This is a genomic window from Campylobacter sp. JH32 (genome assembly GCF_017846535.1).
GTDB lineage: Bacteria > Campylobacterota > Campylobacteria > Campylobacterales > Campylobacteraceae > Campylobacter_D > Campylobacter_D coli.
This window is the reverse complement of sequence record NZ_JAEQBS010000008.1, coordinates 1-23,050: the sequence shown is the minus strand read 5'-3', so window position 1 is coordinate 23,050 and position 23,050 is coordinate 1. Positions and strand designations below refer to the sequence as shown.

Annotated in this window: 23 protein-coding genes and 1 pseudogene; 15 read left to right on the top strand and 9 right to left on the bottom strand. The window is 31.6% G+C overall.

Annotation, left to right across the window (positions count from 1 at the left end; all coding sequences use genetic code 11):
• From KAR67_RS06780 to KAR67_RS06720, 13 genes are all read left to right on the top strand, one after another.
• The gene (locus KAR67_RS06780; RefSeq protein WP_002776666.1) at window positions 1–1,011 is read left to right on the top strand and encodes a methionine ABC transporter ATP-binding protein; all 1,011 of its coding nucleotides are present in this window, start codon (window positions 1–3) and stop codon (window positions 1,009–1,011) included.
• On the top strand, window positions 1,008–1,913 hold the full coding sequence (locus KAR67_RS06775) for a methionine ABC transporter permease (RefSeq protein WP_070253246.1): 906 nt from the start codon (window positions 1,008–1,010) through the stop codon (window positions 1,911–1,913). The genes KAR67_RS06780 and KAR67_RS06775 overlap by 4 nt, the downstream gene beginning before the upstream one ends.
• Before the next feature lie 193 nt (window positions 1,914–2,106).
• The gene (locus KAR67_RS06770; RefSeq protein WP_002776664.1) at window positions 2,107–2,880 is read left to right on the top strand and encodes a MetQ/NlpA family ABC transporter substrate-binding protein; all 774 of its coding nucleotides are present in this window, start codon (window positions 2,107–2,109) and stop codon (window positions 2,878–2,880) included.
• Between the two features lie 54 nt (window positions 2,881–2,934).
• Window positions 2,935–3,705, top strand: a complete 771-nt coding sequence (locus KAR67_RS06765) for a MetQ/NlpA family ABC transporter substrate-binding protein (RefSeq protein WP_038851746.1) — start codon at window positions 2,935–2,937, stop codon at window positions 3,703–3,705.
• A gap of 9 nt (window positions 3,706–3,714) precedes the next feature.
• Entirely contained in the window at window positions 3,715–4,491 is a 777-nt protein-coding gene (locus tag KAR67_RS06760; RefSeq protein ID WP_023890399.1) for a MetQ/NlpA family ABC transporter substrate-binding protein, read from the top strand.
• Between the two features lie 77 nt (window positions 4,492–4,568).
• Window positions 4,569–5,231 carry a flagellar basal body P-ring formation chaperone FlgA gene (gene flgA, locus KAR67_RS06755; protein WP_002784424.1) on the top strand — a complete coding sequence of 221 codons (663 nt, stop codon included), beginning with the start codon at window positions 4,569–4,571 and terminating at the stop codon, window positions 5,229–5,231.
• On the top strand, window positions 5,228–5,791 hold the full coding sequence (locus tag KAR67_RS06750; protein ID WP_162284547.1) for a UbiX family flavin prenyltransferase: 564 nt from the start codon (window positions 5,228–5,230) through the stop codon (window positions 5,789–5,791). The genes flgA and KAR67_RS06750 overlap by 4 nt, the downstream gene beginning before the upstream one ends.
• Before the next feature lie 39 nt (window positions 5,792–5,830).
• Entirely contained in the window at window positions 5,831–6,307 is a 477-nt protein-coding gene (coaD, locus tag KAR67_RS06745) for a pantetheine-phosphate adenylyltransferase (protein WP_002776649.1), read from the top strand.
• Window positions 6,298–6,876, top strand: coding sequence for a dTMP kinase (gene tmk, locus KAR67_RS06740; RefSeq protein WP_002780065.1), 579 nt, complete (start codon window positions 6,298–6,300; stop codon window positions 6,874–6,876). The genes coaD and tmk overlap by 10 nt, the downstream gene beginning before the upstream one ends.
• Complete coding sequence (gene hisS, locus KAR67_RS06735) at window positions 6,873–8,099, top strand: histidine--tRNA ligase (protein ID WP_002790447.1); 1,227 nt, start codon at window positions 6,873–6,875, stop codon at window positions 8,097–8,099. Before tmk ends, hisS begins: the two co-directional genes overlap by 4 nt.
• A complete protein-coding gene (gene speA / locus KAR67_RS06730; RefSeq protein WP_002776646.1) occupies window positions 8,096–9,931 on the top strand; it encodes a biosynthetic arginine decarboxylase in 1,836 nt (611 codons plus the stop codon). The genes hisS and speA overlap by 4 nt, the downstream gene beginning before the upstream one ends.
• Window positions 9,932–10,564 carry a serine O-acetyltransferase gene (cysE, locus tag KAR67_RS06725; protein WP_002780061.1) on the top strand — a complete coding sequence of 211 codons (633 nt, stop codon included), beginning with the start codon at window positions 9,932–9,934 and terminating at the stop codon, window positions 10,562–10,564. It begins immediately after the preceding gene.
• 150 nt (window positions 10,565–10,714) lie between these two features.
• A complete protein-coding gene (locus KAR67_RS06720) occupies window positions 10,715–11,884 on the top strand; it encodes a pyridoxal phosphate-dependent aminotransferase (RefSeq protein WP_002780059.1) in 1,170 nt (389 codons plus the stop codon).
• Window positions 11,885–11,993: 109 nt separating this feature from the next.
• Here KAR67_RS06720 and KAR67_RS06715 read toward each other — a convergent pair whose 3' ends face one another.
• On the bottom strand, window positions 11,994–12,335 hold the full coding sequence (locus KAR67_RS06715; protein WP_002776640.1) for a cupin domain-containing protein: 342 nt from the start codon (window positions 12,333–12,335) through the stop codon (window positions 11,994–11,996).
• Between the two features lie 69 nt (window positions 12,336–12,404).
• Complete coding sequence (locus tag KAR67_RS06710) at window positions 12,405–13,427, bottom strand: MBL fold metallo-hydrolase (RefSeq protein ID WP_002776637.1); 1,023 nt, start codon at window positions 13,425–13,427, stop codon at window positions 12,405–12,407.
• Window positions 13,428–13,591: 164 nt separating this feature from the next.
• Here KAR67_RS06710 and KAR67_RS06705 point away from each other — a divergent pair, with 164 nt between their 5' ends.
• Window positions 13,592–14,374 (top strand): flagellar basal body-associated FliL family protein, encoded by a 783-nt coding sequence (locus KAR67_RS06705; protein ID WP_334334322.1) that lies wholly within the window; start codon window positions 13,592–13,594, stop codon window positions 14,372–14,374.
• 59 nt (window positions 14,375–14,433) lie between these two features.
• Here KAR67_RS06705 and dnaK read toward each other — a convergent pair whose 3' ends face one another.
• The 4 genes from dnaK to cfrA form a co-directional block, all read right to left on the bottom strand.
• Window positions 14,434–16,305, bottom strand: coding sequence for a molecular chaperone DnaK (gene dnaK, locus KAR67_RS06700; RefSeq protein ID WP_131235512.1), 1,872 nt, complete (start codon window positions 16,303–16,305; stop codon window positions 14,434–14,436).
• A 22-nt stretch (window positions 16,306–16,327) separates the two neighbouring features.
• Window positions 16,328–16,858: a nucleotide exchange factor GrpE gene (gene grpE / locus KAR67_RS06695; protein ID WP_002776629.1), complete on the bottom strand. Its 531-nt coding sequence runs from the start codon at window positions 16,856–16,858 to the stop codon at window positions 16,328–16,330.
• On the bottom strand, window positions 16,855–17,649 hold the full coding sequence (locus KAR67_RS06690) for an HrcA family transcriptional regulator (RefSeq protein ID WP_023890725.1): 795 nt from the start codon (window positions 17,647–17,649) through the stop codon (window positions 16,855–16,857). The genes grpE and KAR67_RS06690 overlap by 4 nt, the downstream gene beginning before the upstream one ends.
• Window positions 17,650–17,948: 299 nt before the next feature.
• Window positions 17,949–20,039: a TonB-dependent ferric enterobactin receptor CfrA gene (cfrA, locus tag KAR67_RS06685; RefSeq protein WP_192801077.1), complete on the bottom strand. Its 2,091-nt coding sequence runs from the start codon at window positions 20,037–20,039 to the stop codon at window positions 17,949–17,951.
• Between the two features lie 324 nt (window positions 20,040–20,363).
• Between cfrA and KAR67_RS06680 the strand changes: the two genes are divergently transcribed.
• Window positions 20,364–21,062: an energy transducer TonB gene (locus KAR67_RS06680; RefSeq protein ID WP_002776622.1), complete on the top strand. Its 699-nt coding sequence runs from the start codon at window positions 20,364–20,366 to the stop codon at window positions 21,060–21,062.
• A 91-nt stretch (window positions 21,063–21,153) separates the two neighbouring features.
• Here the strand turns inward: KAR67_RS06680 and KAR67_RS06675 are convergent.
• The 3 genes and pseudogenes from KAR67_RS06675 to KAR67_RS06670 all read right to left on the bottom strand — a co-directional run bounded on the left by KAR67_RS06675 (window position 21,154) and on the right by KAR67_RS06670 (window position 22,510).
• Window positions 21,154–22,120: pseudogene (locus KAR67_RS06675) on the bottom strand (transposase).
• A gap of 88 nt (window positions 22,121–22,208) precedes the next feature.
• Complete coding sequence (locus tag KAR67_RS09835; protein WP_002852480.1) at window positions 22,209–22,334, bottom strand: hypothetical protein; 126 nt, start codon at window positions 22,332–22,334, stop codon at window positions 22,209–22,211.
• 62 nt (window positions 22,335–22,396) lie between these two features.
• Entirely contained in the window at window positions 22,397–22,510 is a 114-nt protein-coding gene (locus tag KAR67_RS06670) for a hypothetical protein (RefSeq protein ID WP_131235514.1), read from the bottom strand.
• Between the last annotated feature and the right edge of the window lie 540 nt (window positions 22,511–23,050).

Here is a 23,050-nt window from a genome sequence, read left to right as displayed (position 1 = left end):
TTGATAAAAATACAAAATTTAAAAAAATATTACGGAAAAGAACTGGTTATTAATGATGTTTCCTTGGAGATAAAAAAAGGTGAAATCTATGCTATCGTAGGACACAGCGGTGCTGGAAAATCTACTCTTTTAAGATGTATCAATGGACTTGAAAGCTATCAAGAAGGAAGTTTAAAAGTGCTTGATGCTGAAATAAAAGATCTAAGTCAAAATAATCCTAAAAAGCTTAGAATGTTAAGAAAAGATATAGGTATGATTTTTCAAAATTTTGCCTTAATGGAAAGAAAAAATGTATTCGAAAATGTTGCAATGCCTTTAAGAATGCATTATAGCCAATGCAAAATTTATTCTAAGCTTTTTGGCAAAGAATATATGAGCGAAAAAGATTTAAATCAAAAAGTCAATTCTTTGCTTGATGTTGTAGGGCTTGATCATAAAAACAAAGCCTACCCCAGAGAACTTAGTGGGGGGCAAAAACAACGCGTGGCCATTGCTAGAGCCTTGACTTTAAATCCTAAAATTTTACTTAGTGATGAAGCCACTTCAGCTCTTGATCCTAATACAACAAAAAATATTTTAGAACTCATTGCTAAAATCAATGCTGAATTTGGAATAACCGTGGTTTTAGTCACACACGAAATGGATGTTGTAAAAGATGTTGCTCAAAAAGCTTTACTTTTAGAACATGGTCAGATTATAGGAAGTGGCGCAATTGATGAGCTCTTTTTAAAACCTAATGAAAAAATGAAAGAATTTTTGGGCGAAAGTGATTTCTTGCCTTCAACAGGTTTAAATATCAAGCTTTACTTCCCAAAAGAAGTAGCGCAAAATAGTATTATTACGCATATGGCAAGAACTCTTAATATCGATTTTAATATTGTTTGGGGTAAAATTGAAAAGCTTAATGGAAATGCTTTGGGAAATCTAGTGATTAATATCGATGAAAAGGATAAAAGTAAAGTTCTTAATTATATAGAACAAAGTGGGGTTTTATGGGAGGTAGTATCATGAATGAAGTGTCTATATTTGATGCATTTTTGGAAAGAATTTCGCAATTTTTTACTGAATTTTCTTGGCAAGGTATCAAAGAGGTATCTCTAAATTCCATCAGCACCTTTGCACAAAACTATGAAAATATTTTAAAACCTGCTTTAAATGAAACTATTTATATGAGTTTAATGGCTGTATTTTTTGGTTTTATTTTAGCTATAATTCCTGGAATTTTACTTGCTATTTGGGATAAAAATGGTATCAAGCATAATAAAATCGCTTATGCGGTTTTAGATTTTATCACCAATCTTTTAAGAGCTTTTCCTTTTCTTATATTGATTGTTGTGCTTTTACCTCTTTCTAAAATTATAGTGGGCACTAGTATTGGCACAAATGCAGCCATAGTTCCTTTAGCTATAGGTATAGCACCTTATTTGGCAAAGATGTTAGAAAGTGCTTTTAAGGAAGTAGATCATGGCATTATAGAAGCTGCAAAAAGCTACGGTGCAAGCAATACTCAAATCATCTTTAAAGTGATTTTTAACGAATCCTTGCCAAATATTATTAGCGGTATAACTTTGACTTTGATTTTTACCATAGGTTTTTCAGCCCTTGCAGGAACTGTCGGTGGTGGCGGACTTGGAGATGTGGCGATTCGCTATGGTTATGAACGCTTTAATAAAGAAATCATGATTCAAACGGTAGTTATCTTACTTGTATTGGTGCAATTGGTTCAAATTTTAGGCAATTTATTTTACACTTGGGCTAAAAATAGCAAAACTTTATACATTCTTACTACTTTAATAGCCTTATTTGTAATTAGCATAATCATCAATATAAACAACGATGAAAGTTTTGTTTGGCAAGCAATTATTTTAATCGTTCTTGCTCTGTGTTTTATTTATAAATTCCTTAAAAAATAAAAAATTAAATCCGGTTTTAATTTAAATATAAGTTTTTTTAAGTAGAATAAGCCAAAAAATTTTTAAAAGGATTAACAGATGATGCCTCAGATGCGCTAGTCTGACTATCAAGATTTCTCATAATGCTTCTTCCTGATAGTCAGAGTGATTAAGATTAAAGCAAGCACAAAAATGACTATATAAGGAAATTAAAATGAATATCAAAAATTTAATCGTAGCAAGTTTTTTAGGTTTGGCTGTAAATTTAACAGCCGCAGAAACTATCAGTATCGCAGCAACTCCAGTTCCTCATGTTGAAATATTAGAGCAGGTAAAACCTGAACTAGAAAAACAAGGTTATAAACTCGAAATCAAAGAATTTACAGATTATGTTTTACCTAATCTAGCTGTAGACAGCGGAGAAGTGGATGCAAATTTCTTTCAGCACACACCTTATTTAGAAGAATTCAATAAAAATAAAGGTACCAAACTCACCAAAGTAGCTAATGTGCATATCGAACCTATGGCTGTTTATTCTAAAAAATATAAAAGTTTAGATGATATCAAAGAAGGCGCTACTATAGCTATACCAAATGACCCAACCAATGAGAGTAGAGCTTTAGATATTATCGCAAAAAAAGGTTTGGTGGAATTTAAAGAAAAAGCTCTTAAAACTCCACTTGACATCACAACAAATCCAAAGAAAATAAAATTTGTAGAGCTTAAAGCTGCTCAACTTCCAAGAGCTTTAAATGATGTGGATTTTGCTGTAATTAATTCTAACTATGCACTTTCTGCGAATTTAAATCCAGCTCAAGATGGCGTATTTATAGAAGATAAAGAAAGCCCTTATGCAAACATCCTTGTAGTAAAAACAGGAAATGAAAATGATCCTAAAATCCAAGCTTTAGCAAAAGCTCTACAAAGTGAGAAAGTTAAACAATTTATCATCGAAAAATACAAAGGCTCAATTCTGCCTGCATTTTAATCCTTGTCCCTTTTTTAGGGACTCTTCTTTTTTTAATCACCAAAGGAGTTTTTTATGAAATTATTTAAAACTATTTTATTATTTTGCTTACTGAATTTAAGTCCTATATTTGCCAAAACCATAACCATAGGAGCTACACCAAATCCCTTTGCAAGCTTACTAGAAAAAGTTAAAGATGATTTTAAAGATAAGGGTTATGAATTAAAAATAATAGAATTTTCTGATTATATACTGCCTAATAGAGCCTTAGAAGAAAAAGAACTTGATGCAAATTTATATCAGCACAAACCCTTTTTAGAAGAATACAATGCTCAAAAAGGCACAAATTTAACCCCAACAACGCCTGTTGTCATCGCACCAGTAGGAATTTATAGCAAAACAATTAAAGATTTAAAGAATCTTAAAAAAGGTGCTAGGGTTGCTATACCTAATGACGCTACAAATGAGAGTAGAGCTTTGGAGCTTTTAGAAAAAGCTGGCTTGATTGAGTTAAATCAAAATACTCTTAAAACCCCATTAGATATAAAGAAAAATCCTAAAAATCTTAAATTTATAGAACTAAAAGCAGCACAACTCCCAAGAGCTTTAGATGATGTGGATATTGCTGTGATTAATTCTAATTTTGCGCTTGGAGCTGGACTGAATCCGATTAAAGATACCATCTTTAGAGAAGATAAAAATAGCCCTTATGTAAATTATGTTGTGGTTCGTTTTGAAGATAAAGACAATGAAAAAACTAAAATCATAGATGAAATTTTAAGAAGTGATAAATTTAGAAATATTATTGATGAGCACTATAAAGATGTGCTAATCCCTGCATTTTAAGGAGTTTTTATGAAATTTAAAAAAATATTACTGAGTGTTTTTTGCATAACAAGTTTTCTCTTTGGAGCCGAAAAGAGTATCATTATAGGAGCAACGCCTACTCCTTATGCTGAAATCTTAAATTTTGCAAAACCTATTTTTAAAGAAAGAGGTTGGAATCTTGAAGTAAAAGAATTTAGTGATTATAATATACCTAATATCTCGCTTAATGAAAAAGATTTAGATGCAAATTTATATCAACACAAACCCTTTTTAGAGGATTTTAACGCTCACAAAGGCACAAAATTAAGTTCTTTGGGTTCTATTGTTTTAGTTCCTATGGCTATTTATTCTAATGATATTAAAGATATTAAAAATATCCCAAATGGTGCTAAAATTGCTATTCCAAATGATGCTACCAATGAAAGTAGAGCTTTGGATTTGCTTGCTAAAGCTGGTTTGATCGAATTTAAAACTTCAAGCACTCTTAAAACCCCGATTGATATCAGTAAAAATCCTAAAAATCTTAAATTTATAGAGCTAAAAGCCGCACAACTTCCAAGAGCTTTAAATGATGTAGATTTAGCAGTCATTACGACAAATTATGCCCTTGGCGCAGGACTTAATCCTCTAAAAGATGGAATTTTTATAGAGGATAAAGACAGCTTATATGCTATAGTTCTGGCAGTAAGACAAGGTGATGAAAAAAACGAAAAAAGTCTAATTCTTAAAGAAATTCTAACCAGTGATAAAATAAAAAATTTCATCAATGAGCAATACAAAGGCTCTGTTATACCTACTTTTTAATCCAAGCAAAGCCTTTAAAGGCTTTGTAAATTTGTATTGGGTAAAATATAAAAGATTAATACCATATTAGGCTGGCAATGAGAATTATATCTTTTATTTTTTTTGTTTTTATTGGTTTAAGCCATGGTGCAAATTTAGAAGAGATTAAAACTGCACTTGTCAAAGAATTTAAAAACAATTTTCCAAGTTTAATCATCAAAAATATCGATTTAAAAATCACTACTTTACCTAAAGATTTCGAACAATATCAATTTATAAGAATAGCCAATGCTCGTTTTAACCAAGCGCAAGGATTTATAAGGGCTGAATTTAAAACCCCACAAAATATACAAAAAAATGTATTTTTTCGTTATTTTATGCAAGCAAGTTTAGAAGTATTAAAAAGTGAGCGCTCTATACAAAGAGGAGATAAACTTGGCGCTTTTGACTATAAAAGCGTACTTATGGACTTTGATAAAGTTCCCTCTAACGCTCTCGCTCTTGAAGACACTCACAATCTCATAGCAAAAAGCAATATCAGTAAAAATACTATTTTAAAAGAAAATATGTTTAAAACCATGGCTCTTATTCGCCGCAATGACCCTATAATAGGTGTTTTAAGTGATGGAAATGTTGATGTATTAATAGAACTCACAGCCTTACACAGTGCCGATATGGGAGAAAGAATTCGAGCAAAAAACAAAGAGGGTAAAGTCATGCAAGGTATAGTTACAGGAAAAAATAGGATGATTATACAATGAAAATTTTATTAGGAATTTCAGGATCTAGTAGTACGCATTTAGGACTTAAACTTTTAAAAAATTTGGAAAATAAATGCGAGCTTTATTGTATTATTACTGAAGGTGCAAAGATAAGTTTCGAAGCTGAAAATAAGAAAAACTTGGAAAAAATTTGTCAAGAACAATTTCAAAATATCTGTTTTTTAAATGATAATAACCTAAGCGCAAGTGTTGCAAGCGGATCTTTTAGTATAGAAAAAACCATCATTGCACCCTGCTCTATCTCGAGCCTTGCTAAAATTCACGCAGGATTAGCCGACACACTTTTGATACGAGCTGCTGCCGTGGCTCTAAAAGAAAGAAAAAGTTTGATTTTAGGAGTAAGAGAAATGCCCTTTTCAACTTTAATTTTAGAACATATGCACAAGCTTAGTCAACTAGGTGTTATCATCGCACCTCCTATTATAGCGAGCTATTCTCATGCTAGTAATTTAGAACAAATGGAAAATTTTATCATAGGAAAATGGCTAGATCTTTTAGGAATTTCTCATAATTTATACGAAAGATGGCAGAATTTTTAGCTTAAATTTGTTATATTTTTAAAAATTTTTGGAGTAAAAATGACTTGTTTATATCCAGGGACTTTTGACCCTATTACAAATGGACATTTAGATGTGATTAAAAGAGCGCTTAAAATCTTTGATAAAGTGATTGTAGCTATAGCAAATAGCGAGCATAAAAAGCCTTGTTTTAGCTTAGAACAAAGAAAGGAGCTTGCAAAGCTTGCTACTTCACATTTAAACAATGTAGAAATTATCACTTTTGATAATCTCCTTGTAGATTTAGCCAAAGAGCTCAAAGTAAATACCATAGTAAGAGGACTTAGAGCAGTAAGTGATTTTGAATACGAACTACAAATTGGCTATGCTAATCACGCCCTTTGGGAAGAGATTGAAACCATTTACCTAATGCCAAATTTAAAAAATGCGTTTATCTCAAGTTCTATAGTTAGATCTATTGCTTCCCATGGAGGAGATATCAGCACTTTAGTCCCTAAAGAAATTTTACCCTTTTTAAAGGATTTGCCTTGTATGTAGTTTTTGAAGGGGTGGATTGTGTTGGTAAAAGTACGCAAATTTCACTTTTAAAAGAATGTTTTAAAGAAGCCGTTTTTACTGCAGAGCCTGGGGGAACCAAACTAGGCAATCACCTAAGAGAGCTTTTACTTTATAAACCCTATCAACTTGACAAAAAAACCGAGCTTTTGCTTTTTTTAGCTGATCGTGCGCAGCACTGTGAGGAAATTTTAAAAGCAAATCAAGATAAACTCATTATTAGCGATAGAAGTTTTATTTCAGGCATGGCTTATGCAAAAGATTTTGAAAACGAAGAGCTTTTTAGACTTAATGCCTTTGCTTTAGAAAATTTCTTCCCGCAAAAAGTTATTTTTTTAAAAGGCGATGAAAATTTAATCAAAGAACGTCTTAGCCAAAAAGAGCAAGATGCTATAGAAAAACGCGGAATTGATTATTTCTTAAGTGTCCAAGATAAACTTGAAAATACTCTTTATTTTTTAAAAGAAAAAATAAATCTTCAAGTTTTAACCCTAAATGCAAATGATACAAAAGAAAATTTACACCAAAAAATAAAGGATTTTTTACAATGATTAATGCTCTAAAAGGTATGAAAGATTTAAGCGATAAAGATGCGCTATATTATGAAAAAATTATCAAAACTTGCGAAGAAGTTGCAAAAAACTACGGGTTTAATTTCATCAATACTCCACATTTAGAGCAAAGCATACTTTTTAAAAGAAGTGTAGGAGAAAGTTCTGACATCGTTGGTAAAGAAATGTATGAATTTACAGACAAAGGGGGCAATGAAGTCTGTATGCGCCCTGAAGGCACAGCAGGAGTCGTGCGTGCCTATATAGAAAAAAAATTAGATAAAAACATCAGCGTAAAGCGTTGGTTTTATCATGGCTCTATGTTTCGTTATGAAAGACCTCAAAAGGGTCGCTTAAGAGAATTTCATCAATTTGGAGTTGAAAGCTTTGGTATACCTAGCGTTTATGAAGATGCGAGTATTATTTTAATGCTAGTAGAAATTTTCTCACGCCTTAGTATTGATTTCAAACTTCAACTTAATTCTTTAGGCTGCTCACAATGCTTGCCAAAATACCGCGATGAGCTCGTTGAATTCTTAGATTCTAAAGAAGGTTTTTGCGAAGATTGTTTGCGTAGAAAAAATTTAAATCCTATTCGCGTTTTGGATTGTAAAAATGAATATTGTCAAAATTTGCTTGAAAATGCTCCACTTTTAATCAATAATTTATGTACCTCTTGCCAAAAAGACTTTGAAACACTACAACAAATTTTAAAGGATAATGGAGTTAAATTTGAGTTAGATTCAAAACTTGTGAGGGGCTTGGATTATTATTCTAAAACGGCTTTTGAATTTATAAGCGATGAAATAGGAGCAAAAGCCGCCATTGCAGGTGGAGGACGCTACGATAGACTTATAGAGTATTTAGGTGGAAAAAGTGGCTATGGTATAGGTTTTGCCATGGGTATAGAAAGAATTATAGCCATTTTAGAACAAAAAGAAGAGTTAGAAAAAAGAGAGGGAATTTATCTTTGTGCTATGGATGAAATTTATATCCCAAAACTTTTGCAAATTGCTACCAAGCTTAGAAAAAAACACAAAGTAATCTTAAGCTATGAAGCTAGAAAACTTGCCAAGCACTTAGAAAATGGAGATAAGATAAATTCAAAACATTTTCTTTGCATGGGGGAAAATGAAGCAAAAAGCGAAAGTTTGTTTTATAAAAATTTAGAAAACAAAGATGAAAAAGTGATTCAAATTTCAGATTTGGAGAATGCTTTATGATGAATTATGGAATTGATATCTGGGGAAATGATAATTTTATCATCAAAAATGGTAAAGTTTGTATCAATCACGAAAAAAAACCTGCCATTATCGATATAGTAAAAGAGCTAAGAGATGATGGATATAAAGGCCCTTTGCTCTTAAGATTTCCTCATTTGATTCAAAAGCAAATTGAAAGTATTTATGGAAGTTTTAATAAAGCAAGAAAGGAATTTAATTATAAAGGAAAATTCAATGCCGTTTATCCTTTAAAAGTCAATCAATATCCTGGTTTTGTAAAAAATCTCGTTCGTTTAGGTAAGGATTATAATTACGGTCTTGAAGCAGGTTCTAAGGCTGAGCTTTTACTTGCCATGGCTTACAATAACGAAGATGCGCCTATTACCGTAAATGGATTTAAAGATAGAGAGCTTATCAATATAGGCTTTATCGCAGCTGAAATGGGACACAATATCACCTTAACCATAGAAGGACTAAACGAGCTTGAAGCCATTGTTGATATAGCTAAGGAGCGCTTTAAGCCTAAACCCAATATAGGCTTGCGTGTGCGTTTGCACTCTGCAGGTGTAGGAATTTGGGCAAAAAGCGGGGGGATTAATTCTAAATTTGGACTTACCTCTACTGAACTTATAGAAGCTGTAAATTTACTCAAAGAAAACAAGCTTTTAGAGCAATTTACCATGATACATTTTCATCTTGGTTCGCAAATCACTGAAATTCATCCTCTTAAAAAAGCCTTAAATGAAGCAGGTAACATCTATACCGAGCTTAGAAAAATGGGGGCTAAAAATTTAAAAGCTATCAATCTAGGTGGCGGTTTAGCAGTGGAATACTCGCAATTTAAAAATGAAAAAAGTAGAAATTATACCTTAAGAGAATACGCTAACGATGTGGTATTTATATTGAAAAATATAGCCGAGCAAAAAAAAGATCTTGAGCCTGATATTTTTATAGAGAGCGGGCGTTTTGTCGCGGCCAATCACGCCGTTTTAGTCGCTCCTGTTTTAGAGCTTTTCTCTCAAGAATACACAGAAAGCAAGCTTATACTAAAAAAGCAAAATCCAAAACTTATCGATGAACTTTACGATCTTTACAAAAGCATAAAGCCTTCCAATGCTTTAGAATATTTGCACGATAGTATCGATCATTTAGAAAGCATCTTAACACTTTTTGACTTAGGTTATGTGGATTTGCAAGATCGTTCTAATGCTGAAATTTTAACACATTTAATCACAAAAAAAGCCATTTTGCTTTTAGGTGATAAGCAAAATCCTGCGGATTTACTTGCTATACAAGATGAAGTGCAAGAAAGGTATTTGGTAAATTTTTCACTCTTTCAAAGCATACCTGATTTTTGGGGCTTGGAGCAAAATTTCCCTATCATGCCACTTGATAGACTTGACGAAGAACCAACAAGAAGCGCAAGCATATGGGATATAACCTGCGATAGCGATGGCGAAATTTCGTATTCTAAAAACAATCCTTTATTTTTGCATGATGTAGATGTAGAAAAAGAAAATTATTTTCTAGGTTTTTTCCTTGTAGGAGCTTATCAAGAAGTGCTTGGAATGAAGCACAATCTTTTTACCCATCCTACCGAAGCAACGATAAGTGTCAATGAAAAAGGCTATGAAATCGAAGGGATTATAGAAGCTCAATCCATACTTGATGCTTTAGAAGATCTAGACTATGATATACATACGATTATGGATATACTTAATGAACGCATTAGCAATTCTAAGCTTGTCAATGAAAAGCAGAAAAAACACATTTTAGGCGAACTTTATCTTTTCTTAAATGATAATGGCTATTTAAAAAGCATAGGAGTATAAATGGGATTTTTCGGCATTATAAAAGAAGATTTTTCCCAACCAAAAGTACAAGATCCAGCGTATAATTCTTGTGTAGAACTTTTTTTCAATTACCCGGGTGTATGGGCGGTAGTAAATTACCGCTTTGCGCATTTTTTTTATACAAAAAATTTCAAGCGCACCGCTAGGATAATCAGCGGAATTTCACAATTTTTAACAGGCGTAGATCTACATCCGGGTGCAACTTTAGGCAGACGCATTTTTATAGATCATGCTAATGGAGTGGTGATAGGACAAACCGCGGTCATAGAAGATGATGTTTTAATCTATCAAGGCGTAACCCTAGGCGGAACCAGTCTTGAAAAGGGTATTAAACGCCATCCTACCATCAAAAAAGGAGTGATTATAGGCTCGGGTGCAAAAGTACTCGGTAATATCACTATAGGAGAAAATGCCAAAATAGGCTCCAATGCCGTTGTTGTTAAAGATGTAGGAGCAAATTTAACCGCAGTAGGAATTCCTGCTTATATAGTAGAAGAGCGTCGTAAAAACAAGGAAAACACAAGGGCTGTTGATGCAAACTGCGAAGACAAGCTCGAAAAGCTAGAGAGAAAAATTGCAGAACTTGAAAAAGCTTTATCAGATATAAAATAATATATAAAAATCTTATATATTATTTTATATTTTTTAACCTTTAACGAATTTGCACATTAGTTCATTTTTACATTATTAATTTTTAATTAAATTCACTGCATAAGTGTGTTTTTTTGCTAAAATTAGACAAAAAATTCAAAAGGACAACAGATGTTAACCCAAAGATCACAAGTTTTAGAAGAATCCATCACTCTAGCAATCACTGCGCTTGCTAACGAGTTAAAAGCTAAGGGTGAAGATGTGATCAGCTTCTCCGCAGGTGAGCCTGATTTTGACACCCCGCAAACCATCAAAAATGCAGCTATTGCTGCCATAGAAAAGGGTTGTGGTAAATACACTGCTGTTGCAGGAATTGCTGATGTATTAAAAGCTATTCAAAACAAACTCAAAAAAGACAATAATCTTAGCTATGAAACAAGTGAAATTATTACAAATGTAGGGGCAAAGCATTCTCTTTTTGAATGTATAGAATGTCTAGTTGAAGAAGGCGATGAAGTCATCATTCCTAGTCCTTATTGGGTGAGCTATCCTGAAATGGTTAAATTTGCAGGTGGAAAGCCTGTATTTATCGAGGGTTTAGAAGAAAATGGCTTTAAAATCAACGCAGAGCAGCTTAAAAAAGCCATCACTCCTAAAACTAAAATTTTAATGCTTAATTCTCCTTCAAATCCTGTAGGCTCTATCTACAACAAAGAAGAGCTTTTAAGTATTGCTAAGGTTTTAGAAGGTACAAAGATTATCGTATTAAGTGATGAAATGTATGAAAAACTTCGCTACGATGGCTTTGAATTTGTAGCTTTTGCAAGTGTAAGCGAAGATGCTTTAAATCGCACTGTGACCATCAATGGACTTAGTAAATGCGGTGCTATGCCTGGATGGCGTTTTGGCTATATGGCAAGTAAAAACAAAGCCTTGATTTCAGCTGTTAAAAGACTTCAAGGCCAAAGCACTTCAAATATCTGCTCTATCACTCAGCACGCTGCCATACCTGCCTTAAATGGAGAATGTGATGAGGATATAGAAAAAATGCGTCAAGCTTTTGAAAAGCGTCGCGATTTAGCCTTAAATATGCTTCATCAAATTCCAAATATTAGCGTCTATAAGCCTGAAGGAGCTTTTTATCTTTTTGTAAATACTCAAAAAATTGAAAAAGATTCTATGAAATTTTGCCAAAAATTACTAGAACAAGAAAAAGTTGCTGTAGTTCCAGGTATCGGTTTTGGCATGGATGGATATTTTAGACTTTCTTATGCTACAAGCGATGAACTTATCAAAAAAGGCATAGAAAGAATAGCAAATTTTATTAAAAATTATAAATAATTCTAGGTTTAAAACCTAGAATTGCTAACTTTGTTAGGCAATCAAATAAAATTCAAATGACCCAAATTTAAACTTTCTCAAACCCAAATTTCAAAATAAAACCAAAAAATCAAGGTTTTTTAAGCACTGCATTTACTCTTTGGACTTTATCTAGTTTATTTAAACTAAGTCTTATCACAGAATCCTCTAATCCTCCTAAAGAATGAGGCACATTTGCTTCTAAGCTTATCATATCTAAAGTATTGAATTCAAATTTCTCATTTTCTACTTCAAACCAAATTTTACCACTTAAAACTTGCACGCGGATAGCAAAGGGTGCTTTATGCTCTTTCATCACGCTATCTTTAGCAAGTAAAATTTGAATTTCCTTGCTGTGCTCATCATCGATTAAAACATTGATTTTTACTTCTTTGGGGCTAAAATCCGCTTTATTCCATTGAGTGATTTTCATAAAATCTCCTTTTTAATTTTATAAGATTGTAACAAAAATCAAAACACAGACTATAAACTTGTGTTAATTTTATCCTTCTTTCCACCAAAAATCTTGCTCAAACTCACTTCCCACCTCATAAGCTTCGCCCATTTTTGGTGTAATCAAAGGCAAATTTGAATTCTCATAAAGATATTCTACCACTCCATTCCACGCATGAGTTCCTGCTAAAAACCTTCCCCAATGTATAGGCATTAAAGCTTTTGCATTCAAATCTTTTGCTTCTTTTAAAATTTGATCAGGAAAAGAATGCGAAAAAGGCCAAGCGGCATTAAATTGACCGCTTTCAAGACAAACTAAATCAAAACCACCAAAATAAGCCCCGATTTTTTTAAAATGTGTAAAATATCCTCCATCGCCACTAAAAAACACCCTTTTGTCCGCGCTTAAAAATTCCATCACAAAAGAAGCCCAAAGAGTTTTATTTAACCCATCGCCCCTGCTTGAACTATGCTGCGCAGGCGTTGCAACAATCCTTAAATCATCAAATTCCACCCCACTCCACCAATCAAGCTCTATGATTTTTTTCTCACTCACTCCATAACTTTTTAGATAATTTCCTACTTTTAAAGGCGCGATAAAAAATTTAGCCCTATCTTTTAAAGTTTTCACGCTTTTTTCATCTAAATGATCAAAATGAGAATGAGTGATAATCACGGCAAAAATTTCATCAAAATCATTGGCATTATAAACAGGTGCATTTTTAAAAGCTTTATTAATAAAAGAAAAAGGTGAAGCGTGAGTGTTAAAGATAGGATCGATTAAAATTTTATAGTTTTTATAACTCACAAAAAGCGATGAATGTCCAAGCCAAGTGATGTGCGGAGTACGAACATACTTTAAATTTGGCTTAAAAAAAGGAAGTTTAAAAGTCGCCTTAGCATTTTTAGGGTAAAGATAATAATACCTCAAAACTTCCCTAAAAGACACTTTAAAAGCATTATGTGTTTGGGGATTTTCATTAAGAAAAATTTCATATTTTTTACCCTGCACTTTTTTAGCTTTTTGGCGTTCTTTACTCGAAAGATCAAAGGTTTTAAATGACAAATTCAATTTTTTCCTTTTTTATGTTTATTAAAATTATATCCAAGAAATTTTTAGATTAGTTTTATTTTACACAAGTTTTTGGTTTACTTGTGTTAAAATGTCCAAATCAAATATTGGATAAAATGATGTAAAAATAAAATTTATATAAACTAGACAAAATACTTCAAGAAATTGATTTTATATTTAAACAAACCAAAGGCGAGCTTATGCAAGCTTTAAAAAATGAAATCAAACAAAAAGCTATTTTCATGTCACTAATCAACATTAAAGAAACGATAAAAAATATCCAAGATAGTGCAGATGCTGAAGTTATGGTAATTTTTTGTGAAGAAGATATGAAAAGACTCTCAAAAAGTAGAAATATTGCAGCACATAATAGTCAAGCCATGGATTTAAATATCGTAACAAATCTTATTCGTTACGATCTAGCAAGACTTAAACAAAGTATTGCTAATTTTAAAAATAATCCAAACAATTTACATTTTATTCCAAAAGAAGAAAATGTCAAAAAAAAGAATACTAAAACCACTAGAAGTATTAATTATTTTTTTATTTGTATGCATTTTATCTTGTATTATATTTATTACCTTTTTTTACTTAACAAGCCCTCCAAAAGCATAAGACAAGAAAATTTTTCATATAACTTTCATACAAATTATTTTTATTCATTAGATCCTTTTATTCTTAACTTACCACAAGCTGGCAGACAAAAATATATACACTGCACCATTGATTTAGAATTAATAAAAGAAATTTCTTTAGAAGATTTTACAAAAATTTCACCCGTTATTAGAGATACTATTATTCAAACCATTCTAGCAAAAGAAATACAAGAAATTGAATTCTCTAATTTCAAACTAGAACTTCAAAGAGAATTGGTTAAAAAAATTAATGAAAAATTAGGCAATAAGCTGATTAAAGAATTATATTTTAGAGATTTTATCATCTCTTGAAAATTTTTATAAAATTTTCAAGCCTTTTAAAAAGGCTTGATTAAAGATCTTAGAGAGTTTTATTCGACTTCAGCGTCGATTACATCATCGTCTTTTTTCTTTTTATCATTTGCTGCATTTGGCTCATCTTTTTTATACATATTTTCAGCCAATTTATGAGAAACCTCGCTTAAAGCTTTCATTTTAGCTTCGATTTCTTCTTTACTTGCATTTTGATTTTTCAAAGTCTCACGCAAATCATCAAGAGCTTTTTGGATATTTTCTTTATCGCTATCAGCTACTTTTTCTCCAAGCTCATTTAGAGATTTTTCCACTTGATGCGCCAAGCTATCAGCTGCATTTCTAGCATCTACAGCTTCTTTGCGTTTTTTGTCTTCTTCTTTGTGAAGTTCAGCATCTTTTACCATGTTATTAATCTCTTCCTCGCTAAGTCCGCTTGAACCTGTGATTTTGATCTCTTGAGCCTTACCTGTTGCTTTATCTTTTGCACTAACAGTTAAAATACCATTTGCATCGATATCAAAAGTAACTTCGATTTGTGGCATACCGCGTGGTGCTGGTGGAATTCCTTCAAGATTAAAATTTCCTAAAGATTTATTATCACGACTAAATTCTCTTTCCCCTTGTAAAACATTGATAGTTACAGCACTTTGATTATCTTCAGCGGTTGAGAAAACTTGCTCTTTTTTAGTTGGAATAGTTGTACCTTTTTCGATAATCTTAGTCATTACCCCGCCTAGAGTTTCTATACCCAAAGAGAGCGGAGTAACATCAAGTAAAAGCACATCTTTTACATCACCTTTTATAACCGCACCTTGAATCGCCGCACCGATAGCCACAACTTCATCAGGATTTACAGACTTATTAAGATCTTTATTAAAGGCTTTTTTCACTTCTTCTTGCACTAAAGGAACACGAGTAGAGCCCCCTACCATAACGATTTCTTTGATCTCATCTTTTTTAAGCCCTGCATCGCTTACTACTTCATTGATTTTAGTGATGGTTTCAGCCACTAAAGAATCAATCATACCTTCGAATTTAGCTCTAGTAAGTTTTTTAACCAAGTGTTTTGGGCCACTCGCATCAGCTGTGATAAATGGTAAATTAATCTCTGTTTCATTAGCTGAACTTAGCTCTTTTTTAGCATTTTCTGCAGCTTCTTTTAAGCGTTGTAAAGCCATAACATCATTTTTAAGATCTATACCTGTTTCATCTTTAAATTCACTTGCTAGAAAATCTATAAGTTTATTATCAAAATCATCACCACCTAAGAAAGCGTTACCACCTGTTGCTAAAACTTCTACTACATTATCGCCCGTTTCAAGCACAGTAACGTCAAAAGTTCCCCCACCTAGATCATAAACCACAATTTTTTCACTATCTTTTTTATCAAGTCCGTAAGCTAGAGCTGCTGAAGTAGGCTCATTGATAATTCTTAATACATTAAGTCCTGCTATCGTTCCCGCTTCTTTTGTCGCTTTTCTTTGTGCATCGTTAAAATAAGCAGGCACAGTAATCACCGCATCAGTAACACTTTCACCCAAAAAAGCTTCTGCATCTTCTTTTAATTTCATCAAAACTTTTGCTGAAATTTCTTGTGGGGTGTAAATTTTACCTGCGATTTCTATTGCGCACGCACCATTTCTTTCAGTGATGTGGTAAGGAAGTCTATTTTTAGCTTCTTTAGCCGCATCTTCATTGATCATTAAACCCATAATTCTTTTGATAGAATAAATGGTTTTTTCAGGGTTGGTTACCGCTTGGCGTTTTGCGCTATCGCCTACTAAAACTTCACCTTTATCTGTAAAAGCAACTACTGAAGGAGTTGTGTTTTTTCCTTCTTTGTTTGGGATTACTTTACTCTCGCCGCGTTCATACACAGCAACACAAGAATTGGTTGTTCCTAAATCTATACCTATAACTTTACTCATTTTTTATCCTTTTTATTAAAATTTATTTTGCTACACTAACTTTGGTTGGGCGGATCACGCGATCGGCTATTTTATAACCTTTTTGAAGCACTTGAACCACTTCACCACTTTGATGATTTTCACTATCTACATGAAACATCGCTTCGTGTAAATTAGGATCAAACTCTTTTTCATCTTTGATAAGAGCCACTCCATGTTTTTCAAGTTTTTTAAGAAATAAATCTAAAGTGTTTTGCACTCCTTCTTTGATTTTTAAGCTAATTTCATCTTGGCATTCGACATTGATAGCTGCTTCTAAAGCATCTAAAACATCAAGCAAATCCTTTGCAAAGCTTTCATTTGCATAAGCCATAGCACTTAGCTTTTCTTTTTCCATTCTTTTTTTAATATTTTCAAATTCAGCGTTTGCACGCATATATTTGTCTTTTAATTCATCATAGTCTTTTTGCAATTTGTTTTGCTCAACATCTTCGATATTTTGCAAATTCTCATCTTGCAAATGTTCAGAATTTTCTGCGTTTTCATTTTCAATTTCTTGCTTTTGTTCGCTCATGCCGCCTCCTTTATGTATTGTAATATCTTTTTATAATCCGTATAAACACTACCTGCTAAGATAATATTTACATCCTCGCCCAAAAACTGCGCATCCACCTTAAGCCCCATAAAACCCTCTTTAAATAAGGGTTCAAATTCAAGACTTTCTTTAAAATGACGGTGAATTTGACAATCTAAGAGCTTAACAAATTCATCATTTTGATAAATTTGATAAGCTCTTTCTTCATTGCTTCTATAGCAAATCAAATTTTGTCTTAAGCTAGCTATTTTTTCTACAAGATCTATAAAATGAACTCTCAAAGCTATTTTTTCTATACTAGAAAGATCAAGTCCTATAAGACTTTGTAAAAAATTCCACGCTTCTTTTTCATATTTTAAAACGAGCTCTTCTTCTTTAAAATCAAGTACTATAAACTTAGCATTTAGATCAAGTACTTCTTTAAGTACTAAACTTCTACCTCCATAAACAAGACAATAAATTTCAAATTCCTTGCTTAGTTCCTTTAAAAAGCTTTCATTTTTGATATGAATGTTTTTATCTTGCTCTTTTTCCCAAAAATTTTGCCAATAATTTTGCATCGTTAAAATAGTAGGAATTCTACCGCTACTTATATGAAGCTGAGTGATCAAACCCTCATCGCTAAGTCTTTTAAGATAAACGCGTATAGTCGAAGCAGGTATGCAAAGGTTTGAATTTAATTCATTAGAACCAATAGGTGCATTATCCAAAAGATAAGTTTGAATAATAGACTCTAAAATCAAATCCTTTTTATCTCGACTTTTCATCATATTTTCCTTCATATCTAGCACTCTATTTTTTGATTGCTAGATATATTATACAACATTGAGTGTTATTTTGTCAAGTATAAATATAAAAAAATATACTTAATTTTATTTAGTCAATATGACTAAAGTTTTGTTAGTTACTTTTTTATAAGGATAAGCTATCTTTTAAGATTGAAAATGCAATGATAAAAATAAGATGAAAATTTTAAATTGAATTGATTGTCTAGTTTTTTAAAGGTATAAGATATTAAAATAAAAAACCAAAGAAGCCTTTGAAAGCTCTTTGGTTCTTCTATCAAAGCTTAAAAGTTACCATTGATAGAAATATACATTCTTCTTCCTTCTTCTATGCGGTTATAGGTATTTACCCAAGTGCTACCACTCCCACTTGCATAAGATTCCCAGCCATTTGTAAAGCTTTTGTCAAAAAGATTATAAATAGCTGCATTGATACTCCATTGTTTGTTGATATCATAACGCACACCCATGGAAGCTAAAAAGATATCCTTGTAATATTCTCTATTGATATTAGTATCACCCATATAGCGATCTATTTGCCATTCGCCTTTTATCCAAGGAGTGAATTTATTATAGAAGCTGTATTCGGTTTTTAACATGATATTGTGTTTTAAACTATCTTGTTCAGGTTTACCTATCACACTTCTATCTTGTGCTTCTTTAACTTCAGTATCAAGATAAGTATAAGCAAAATTTACATTTAAATTATCAAGAGGGCTTATCCCTGCTCCAAGCTCTATACCTTTATATTCAACCTTGCCATGGTTGATTGCCTTAAAACATCTATCAGCATCGCAAGTACCAATTCCTGGAATCATATTGCCTTTATCATATCTTTGGGTTGAAATTTTATCTTTAAAATTTGTTAAAAAACCTGTCGCAGAAACATAAAACAAATCATTATTGTAAATAGCTGCTATTTCATAATTTAAAGATGTCTCTTCTTTTAAATCAGGATTTCCATATATAGGGAATCTACCTTGACCACTATAATTATAAGCTCCATTTATCAAACGATTTGCATAAGGAGTCCTAAAACCCGTAGATACACCGCCTTTTAAAGTAAGTTCATCAGTAGGATTATAAACCAGATAAGCTCTTGGCGAAATATTATTTCCAAAAATTTCATGATGATTGTATCTTGCTCCAAAAGTAAGTCTTAAATCATCTTTTATACTATACTCATCCTCTGCAAAAATTGCCAATAAATACTGATCAAAATTAGTAGGACTAGCTATTTTATCTTGCATTTTTTCAAGCCTATATTCACCGCCTACGCTTAAAATATGACTTTGTCCTAGAGGAATAACAGACTTAGTATCTAAGATAATATCTTCTGCGACTATATCTCTATTTTCTCCCAAAAACGGCTGTGTAGATTGCCCTACGACTTCGCGGCCATCATTGCTCACTCTATTATATTGCAAACCAGAAGTGATAGAAAAATTTTCATAAACACCCTCATGACTTAAATAAGTCACAAATTTATCAACTTCCATAATATCTGCATAACCACCCGTTAAGCTACCTGGTGTTCTACCTGGACTTGTAATAGTTCCTAATTGACCTTGTTTATTATCGTAATGATTTCTTGAAAAATCTATATCAAATATAAAAGTATTATAATCATTAGCTAAATAACTAATTCTTGTTCCTATGTTGAAATTATTTGCCTTTGTAGGACTTTGAGCTTGATCCCCTTGAACTCTTTGTCCACTTCCATTTGTAAATTCAACATTAGATTGCTGTCTGTAAAATTCTCTAAATCGAAGTGTTAGACCCAATTTGTCATTCATCAAAGGACCACTAGAATAAATACTCGTTCCATAAGTATTACCCCAATCTTTATTTTCATTTAAAAGAGCATCCAAACTTACAGAAGTTTCCCATTTATCACTTACTTTTTTGGTAATGATATTTACCACCCCGCCTAAAGCTTCAGAGCCATATAAAGTACTCATAGGACCTTTTATAACTTCTATTCTTTCTATGCTAGAAATTGGAGGTAATAAAGAATTTGAAATTTCATTAAAGCCATTAGGACCAACTTCCCCGCCAATACCCTGACGGCGTCCATCAATCAAAACCAAAGTATATCCCGTAATGCCTCTCATGGTAATATTATAAGAACCTGTTTTTCCCTTGCTAGCATATAAATCAACGCCTGGGATATCTGCGATAGCCTCTGCAACATCTCTATAAGGCTTACTTTGTAATTCTTTTTTACTGATAACATTGATAGTAGCAGGAGCTTCTTTAATATCTTGAGTAAAGCCAGAAGCACTAACGATTGAGCTATCTAGTTCTACATTTTGCGATATGGCATTGGAGCTTAAGAGACCAATGGCGCAAACTGATAGACATATTTTTTTCATTTTTCTCCTTTTGTTAAATATTGATTTAGAAATCAAAATATTATGATAATAATTATTAATTTAAGATAAATTTTGTATCAATTGTGATAATTAGTATTAATTAAAAATTTATTTTTTCTTGCTATAATTCTTAAAAATATAAGTTTTTTTAGAGAAGTAAATAGCAAAAATTAAATATCTTTTAGATACAAGCTTGATTATTTGATTGTTATTTTTCTCTGTGAAATTTGTTTCGAAATTTATCTTTTTAAACAATTTACCATAGAATGTGTTTAAGAAATAAAGATATTTAAATCAAAAAATAAAATCATAACGGAGTAAAAGATGAAAACATTTATAAGCAATCATAAAAACCAATCTTCTTTTATCACTTTATTTGTTTTTACACCTTTATTTTTTGTTTTTCTTTATTCTAAAGATTTTTTACACATACAACCCAATGAAACTATTAAAGAAAATAAATTTAATATGGCAATCAAACATTTTGTACAGAATTCCTCCGATATGAAACCGACACAACCCACACAAACTATACAAGAGCCTTCGAATGTGCAACCCAAAGAACCTGTGCAAGAAATAAAAAAAATAAAACCGAGAAAGGAAAAACCTATTGCTAAACCTAAAAAAATAATCCCTCCAGCAAATGCAAAAGCAATAAGTCAACCCAAAAAAGATACAAACATGCAACAACCAATCATGCAGCAACAAACTCCACAAGCCAGCTCTTACCAAAGCGTATCTTTAACTAGCAATAGTGAATTTTTAAAAGAAATAAAATCAGCAATCGATGAAGCCCTAATCTACCCTAGACAAGCTAGAAAAATGCGTATGAGTGGGGAGGTTCTTGTAGAATTTACCTGGACAAAAGAAAAGAAATTAGAAAATTTAAAAATACTTAAACCTTCAAAATATGATTTTCTAAATAAAAGTGCTTTAGAAACTATACGCATAGCTTCTAAAAAATTTCCACAATATGAAAAAACTTTTCATATAAAAATACCATTGGTATATAAATTAAGCTAAATCTTTCACAATATACTCTATTTTTAATGCAAATCACTCCAGCTTTGCTAACGCTTAGAAGTAGAAGCTTCCTAGCTAAAGCTAACTAGTATTAGCTAATTCGAAAGGCTTTGAGTTTATAGTCCTCAAGGCTAATTCCTAACCCAAACGACTTTAATCCACGCTTTAAGATATTATTTGCAGCATTAATATCTCTATGTAAAGTGTTGCCACATTTTTCACAAAGATACACTCTATCTTTAAACATAAGATTTTTTTTTTTTTGATATTTCCACATACACTACAAGTTTTGCTTGTATATTGTGGATTGACTTTTATAAAGAATTTACCATTATGCTTTGTTTATACTCTAGATATTGAGAGAATTGATAGAATGAAATATTAAGAATAGATTTATTTAAACCACTTTTAGCTTTTATATTCTTTAATTTAGCTCTTTTAGACATATTCTTAATTTGCAAATCTTCAACTGCTAGCAAGTCAAATTCTTGTATGAGTTTTGAAGTTATCTTGTGATAACTATCCTTTTTGATATTTGAACTTTTTTCATAGATTTTATTTAATTTTAATTGTGTTTTTTTGAAATTATGGCTTAACTTTATTTTCTCCTTTTTTATTTTTAATATTCTCTTGCTTTGTTTTCTTTGTAATCTTTTAAATGCTAAATCATATTTAGCTCTACTAAGTAGCTTTGAGTTAGTAGCTATTAACTCTCCACTGCTTAAGGTAATCTCATTGATATTTAAATCAATGTCAACTGCTTTTTTAATATCAAAATCTTTGCTAGATATTAAAGAAACATTTGATTCATCATAAATGATACTAAAAGCTAAATAGTATTTATTGTGATTTTTGATAATAGTGATTTGATTAAACTTATAAGTATTTGGTAAATCTCTGTGATAATGCATTTTAAAAAATGTATTCATAAGTCTAAATATCTTAAACTTAGTAGTATCACTATCTTTGATTTTGTAGGCTTGATTATTCCAATTAAAGCTTTGCTTTGCAAATTTAGAGTTTTTAAATTTGGGAAAGCCTTTGTTTTTATCTCTAATTGCTTGCTCTAAGGCACAAGAAGATTAATCCTTGCTTGTTGGGTCAACACTTTTATAGCTTAATTCTCTTGCTTTTATAAGGCTAGTTTTATTGATTATCTATCTTACTTGCCTTTAAATAACTCCTATCTTTTTTATCTAAATTCTTATTTTTATCCCACTGCTCTTGCTGTAAATTTAAACAAATATTATAGGCTTGATATAGATGAAACATTGATGATTAATAAGCTTTTGTTGTTCTTTGTTTAGGTAGAATTCTATATTTAAAACCTTTGGTTATTTGCATTGCTTTGTTCTATTAGGGCTTTTTTCTTTTTGGTTATATATTTTTTTAGGGTAATTATCTTCTATGCCTTGATCTTCTGCATATTTTTTAAGAGTTTCTAGCATTATTCCCCATAGGTATTCTATAAAAAATTACTGATTATGTCAAATACCTAACTAGAGCCGTACAACTAACACTGTAAGCAATTCATCTCCCACTTAAGAAGTGAGAGTTTTATTGAATAAAAAAAGATAAATTTAAAGCAAATAATCTTTTTTTAGACAACACTAAACCCTTGCATGTATTTACAGCAATATTTATTTCATCATAAACAACCCCCAACCCATAAACCTCAATAAACACTATAAAATAAAAGTATTGGTAAAGAACAAGCAAACAATAAATCTCAATCACCCAGATAAAAACAATCTCAACCGACTCATAAAGCAATAAATCAAGCAAGCATAATTAATTTAATTGATTAAACTAATAAATTTAATTTATAAGATTAACAATAAAAAACCATAAATTAACCAAGCTAATCCCACCCAAACCCAAACAAGCCATAAATTACACACACTTTTTTACAAACATCAATTAAATAGCAAGACTATCGATGATAAAATTTATCTCAAGTATAACATTCATTCTCGCCAACAAGAATA

Bases quoted from the DNA above. Each gene is read 5' to 3' on its own strand.
- speA (WP_002776646.1), top strand. From the start codon at position 8,096: ATGATGAATTATGGAATTGATATCTGGGGAAATGATAATTTTATCATC.
- cfrA (WP_192801077.1), bottom strand. From the start codon at position 20,039: ATGAAAAAAATATGTCTATCAGTTTGCGCCATTGGTCTCTTAAGCTCC.
- hisS (WP_002790447.1), top strand. From the start codon at position 6,873: ATGATTAATGCTCTAAAAGGTATGAAAGATTTAAGCGATAAAGATGCG.
- coaD (WP_002776649.1), top strand. From the start codon at position 5,831: ATGACTTGTTTATATCCAGGGACTTTTGACCCTATTACAAATGGACAT.
- KAR67_RS06680 (WP_002776622.1), top strand. From the start codon at position 20,364: ATGAAAACATTTATAAGCAATCATAAAAACCAATCTTCTTTTATCACT.
- grpE (WP_002776629.1), bottom strand. From the start codon at position 16,858: ATGAGCGAACAAAAGCAAGAAATTGAAAATGAAAACGCAGAAAATTCT.
- KAR67_RS06765 (WP_038851746.1), top strand. From the start codon at position 2,935: ATGAAATTATTTAAAACTATTTTATTATTTTGCTTACTGAATTTAAGT.
- dnaK (WP_131235512.1), bottom strand. From the start codon at position 16,305: ATGAGTAAAGTTATAGGTATAGATTTAGGAACAACCAATTCTTGTGTT.
- KAR67_RS06760 (WP_023890399.1), top strand. From the start codon at position 3,715: ATGAAATTTAAAAAAATATTACTGAGTGTTTTTTGCATAACAAGTTTT.
- KAR67_RS09835 (WP_002852480.1), bottom strand. From the start codon at position 22,334: ATGTTTCATCTATATCAAGCCTATAATATTTGTTTAAATTTACAGCAA.
- KAR67_RS06715 (WP_002776640.1), bottom strand. From the start codon at position 12,335: ATGAAAATCACTCAATGGAATAAAGCGGATTTTAGCCCCAAAGAAGTA.
- cysE (WP_002780061.1), top strand. From the start codon at position 9,932: ATGGGATTTTTCGGCATTATAAAAGAAGATTTTTCCCAACCAAAAGTA.
- KAR67_RS06690 (WP_023890725.1), bottom strand. From the start codon at position 17,649: ATGATGAAAAGTCGAGATAAAAAGGATTTGATTTTAGAGTCTATTATT.
- KAR67_RS06720 (WP_002780059.1), top strand. From the start codon at position 10,715: ATGTTAACCCAAAGATCACAAGTTTTAGAAGAATCCATCACTCTAGCA.
- KAR67_RS06670 (WP_131235514.1), bottom strand. From the start codon at position 22,510: ATGCTAGAAACTCTTAAAAAATATGCAGAAGATCAAGGCATAGAAGAT.
- KAR67_RS06770 (WP_002776664.1), top strand. From the start codon at position 2,107: ATGAATATCAAAAATTTAATCGTAGCAAGTTTTTTAGGTTTGGCTGTA.
- KAR67_RS06775 (WP_070253246.1), top strand. From the start codon at position 1,008: ATGAATGAAGTGTCTATATTTGATGCATTTTTGGAAAGAATTTCGCAA.
- flgA (WP_002784424.1), top strand. From the start codon at position 4,569: ATGAGAATTATATCTTTTATTTTTTTTGTTTTTATTGGTTTAAGCCAT.
- KAR67_RS06750 (WP_162284547.1), top strand. From the start codon at position 5,228: ATGAAAATTTTATTAGGAATTTCAGGATCTAGTAGTACGCATTTAGGA.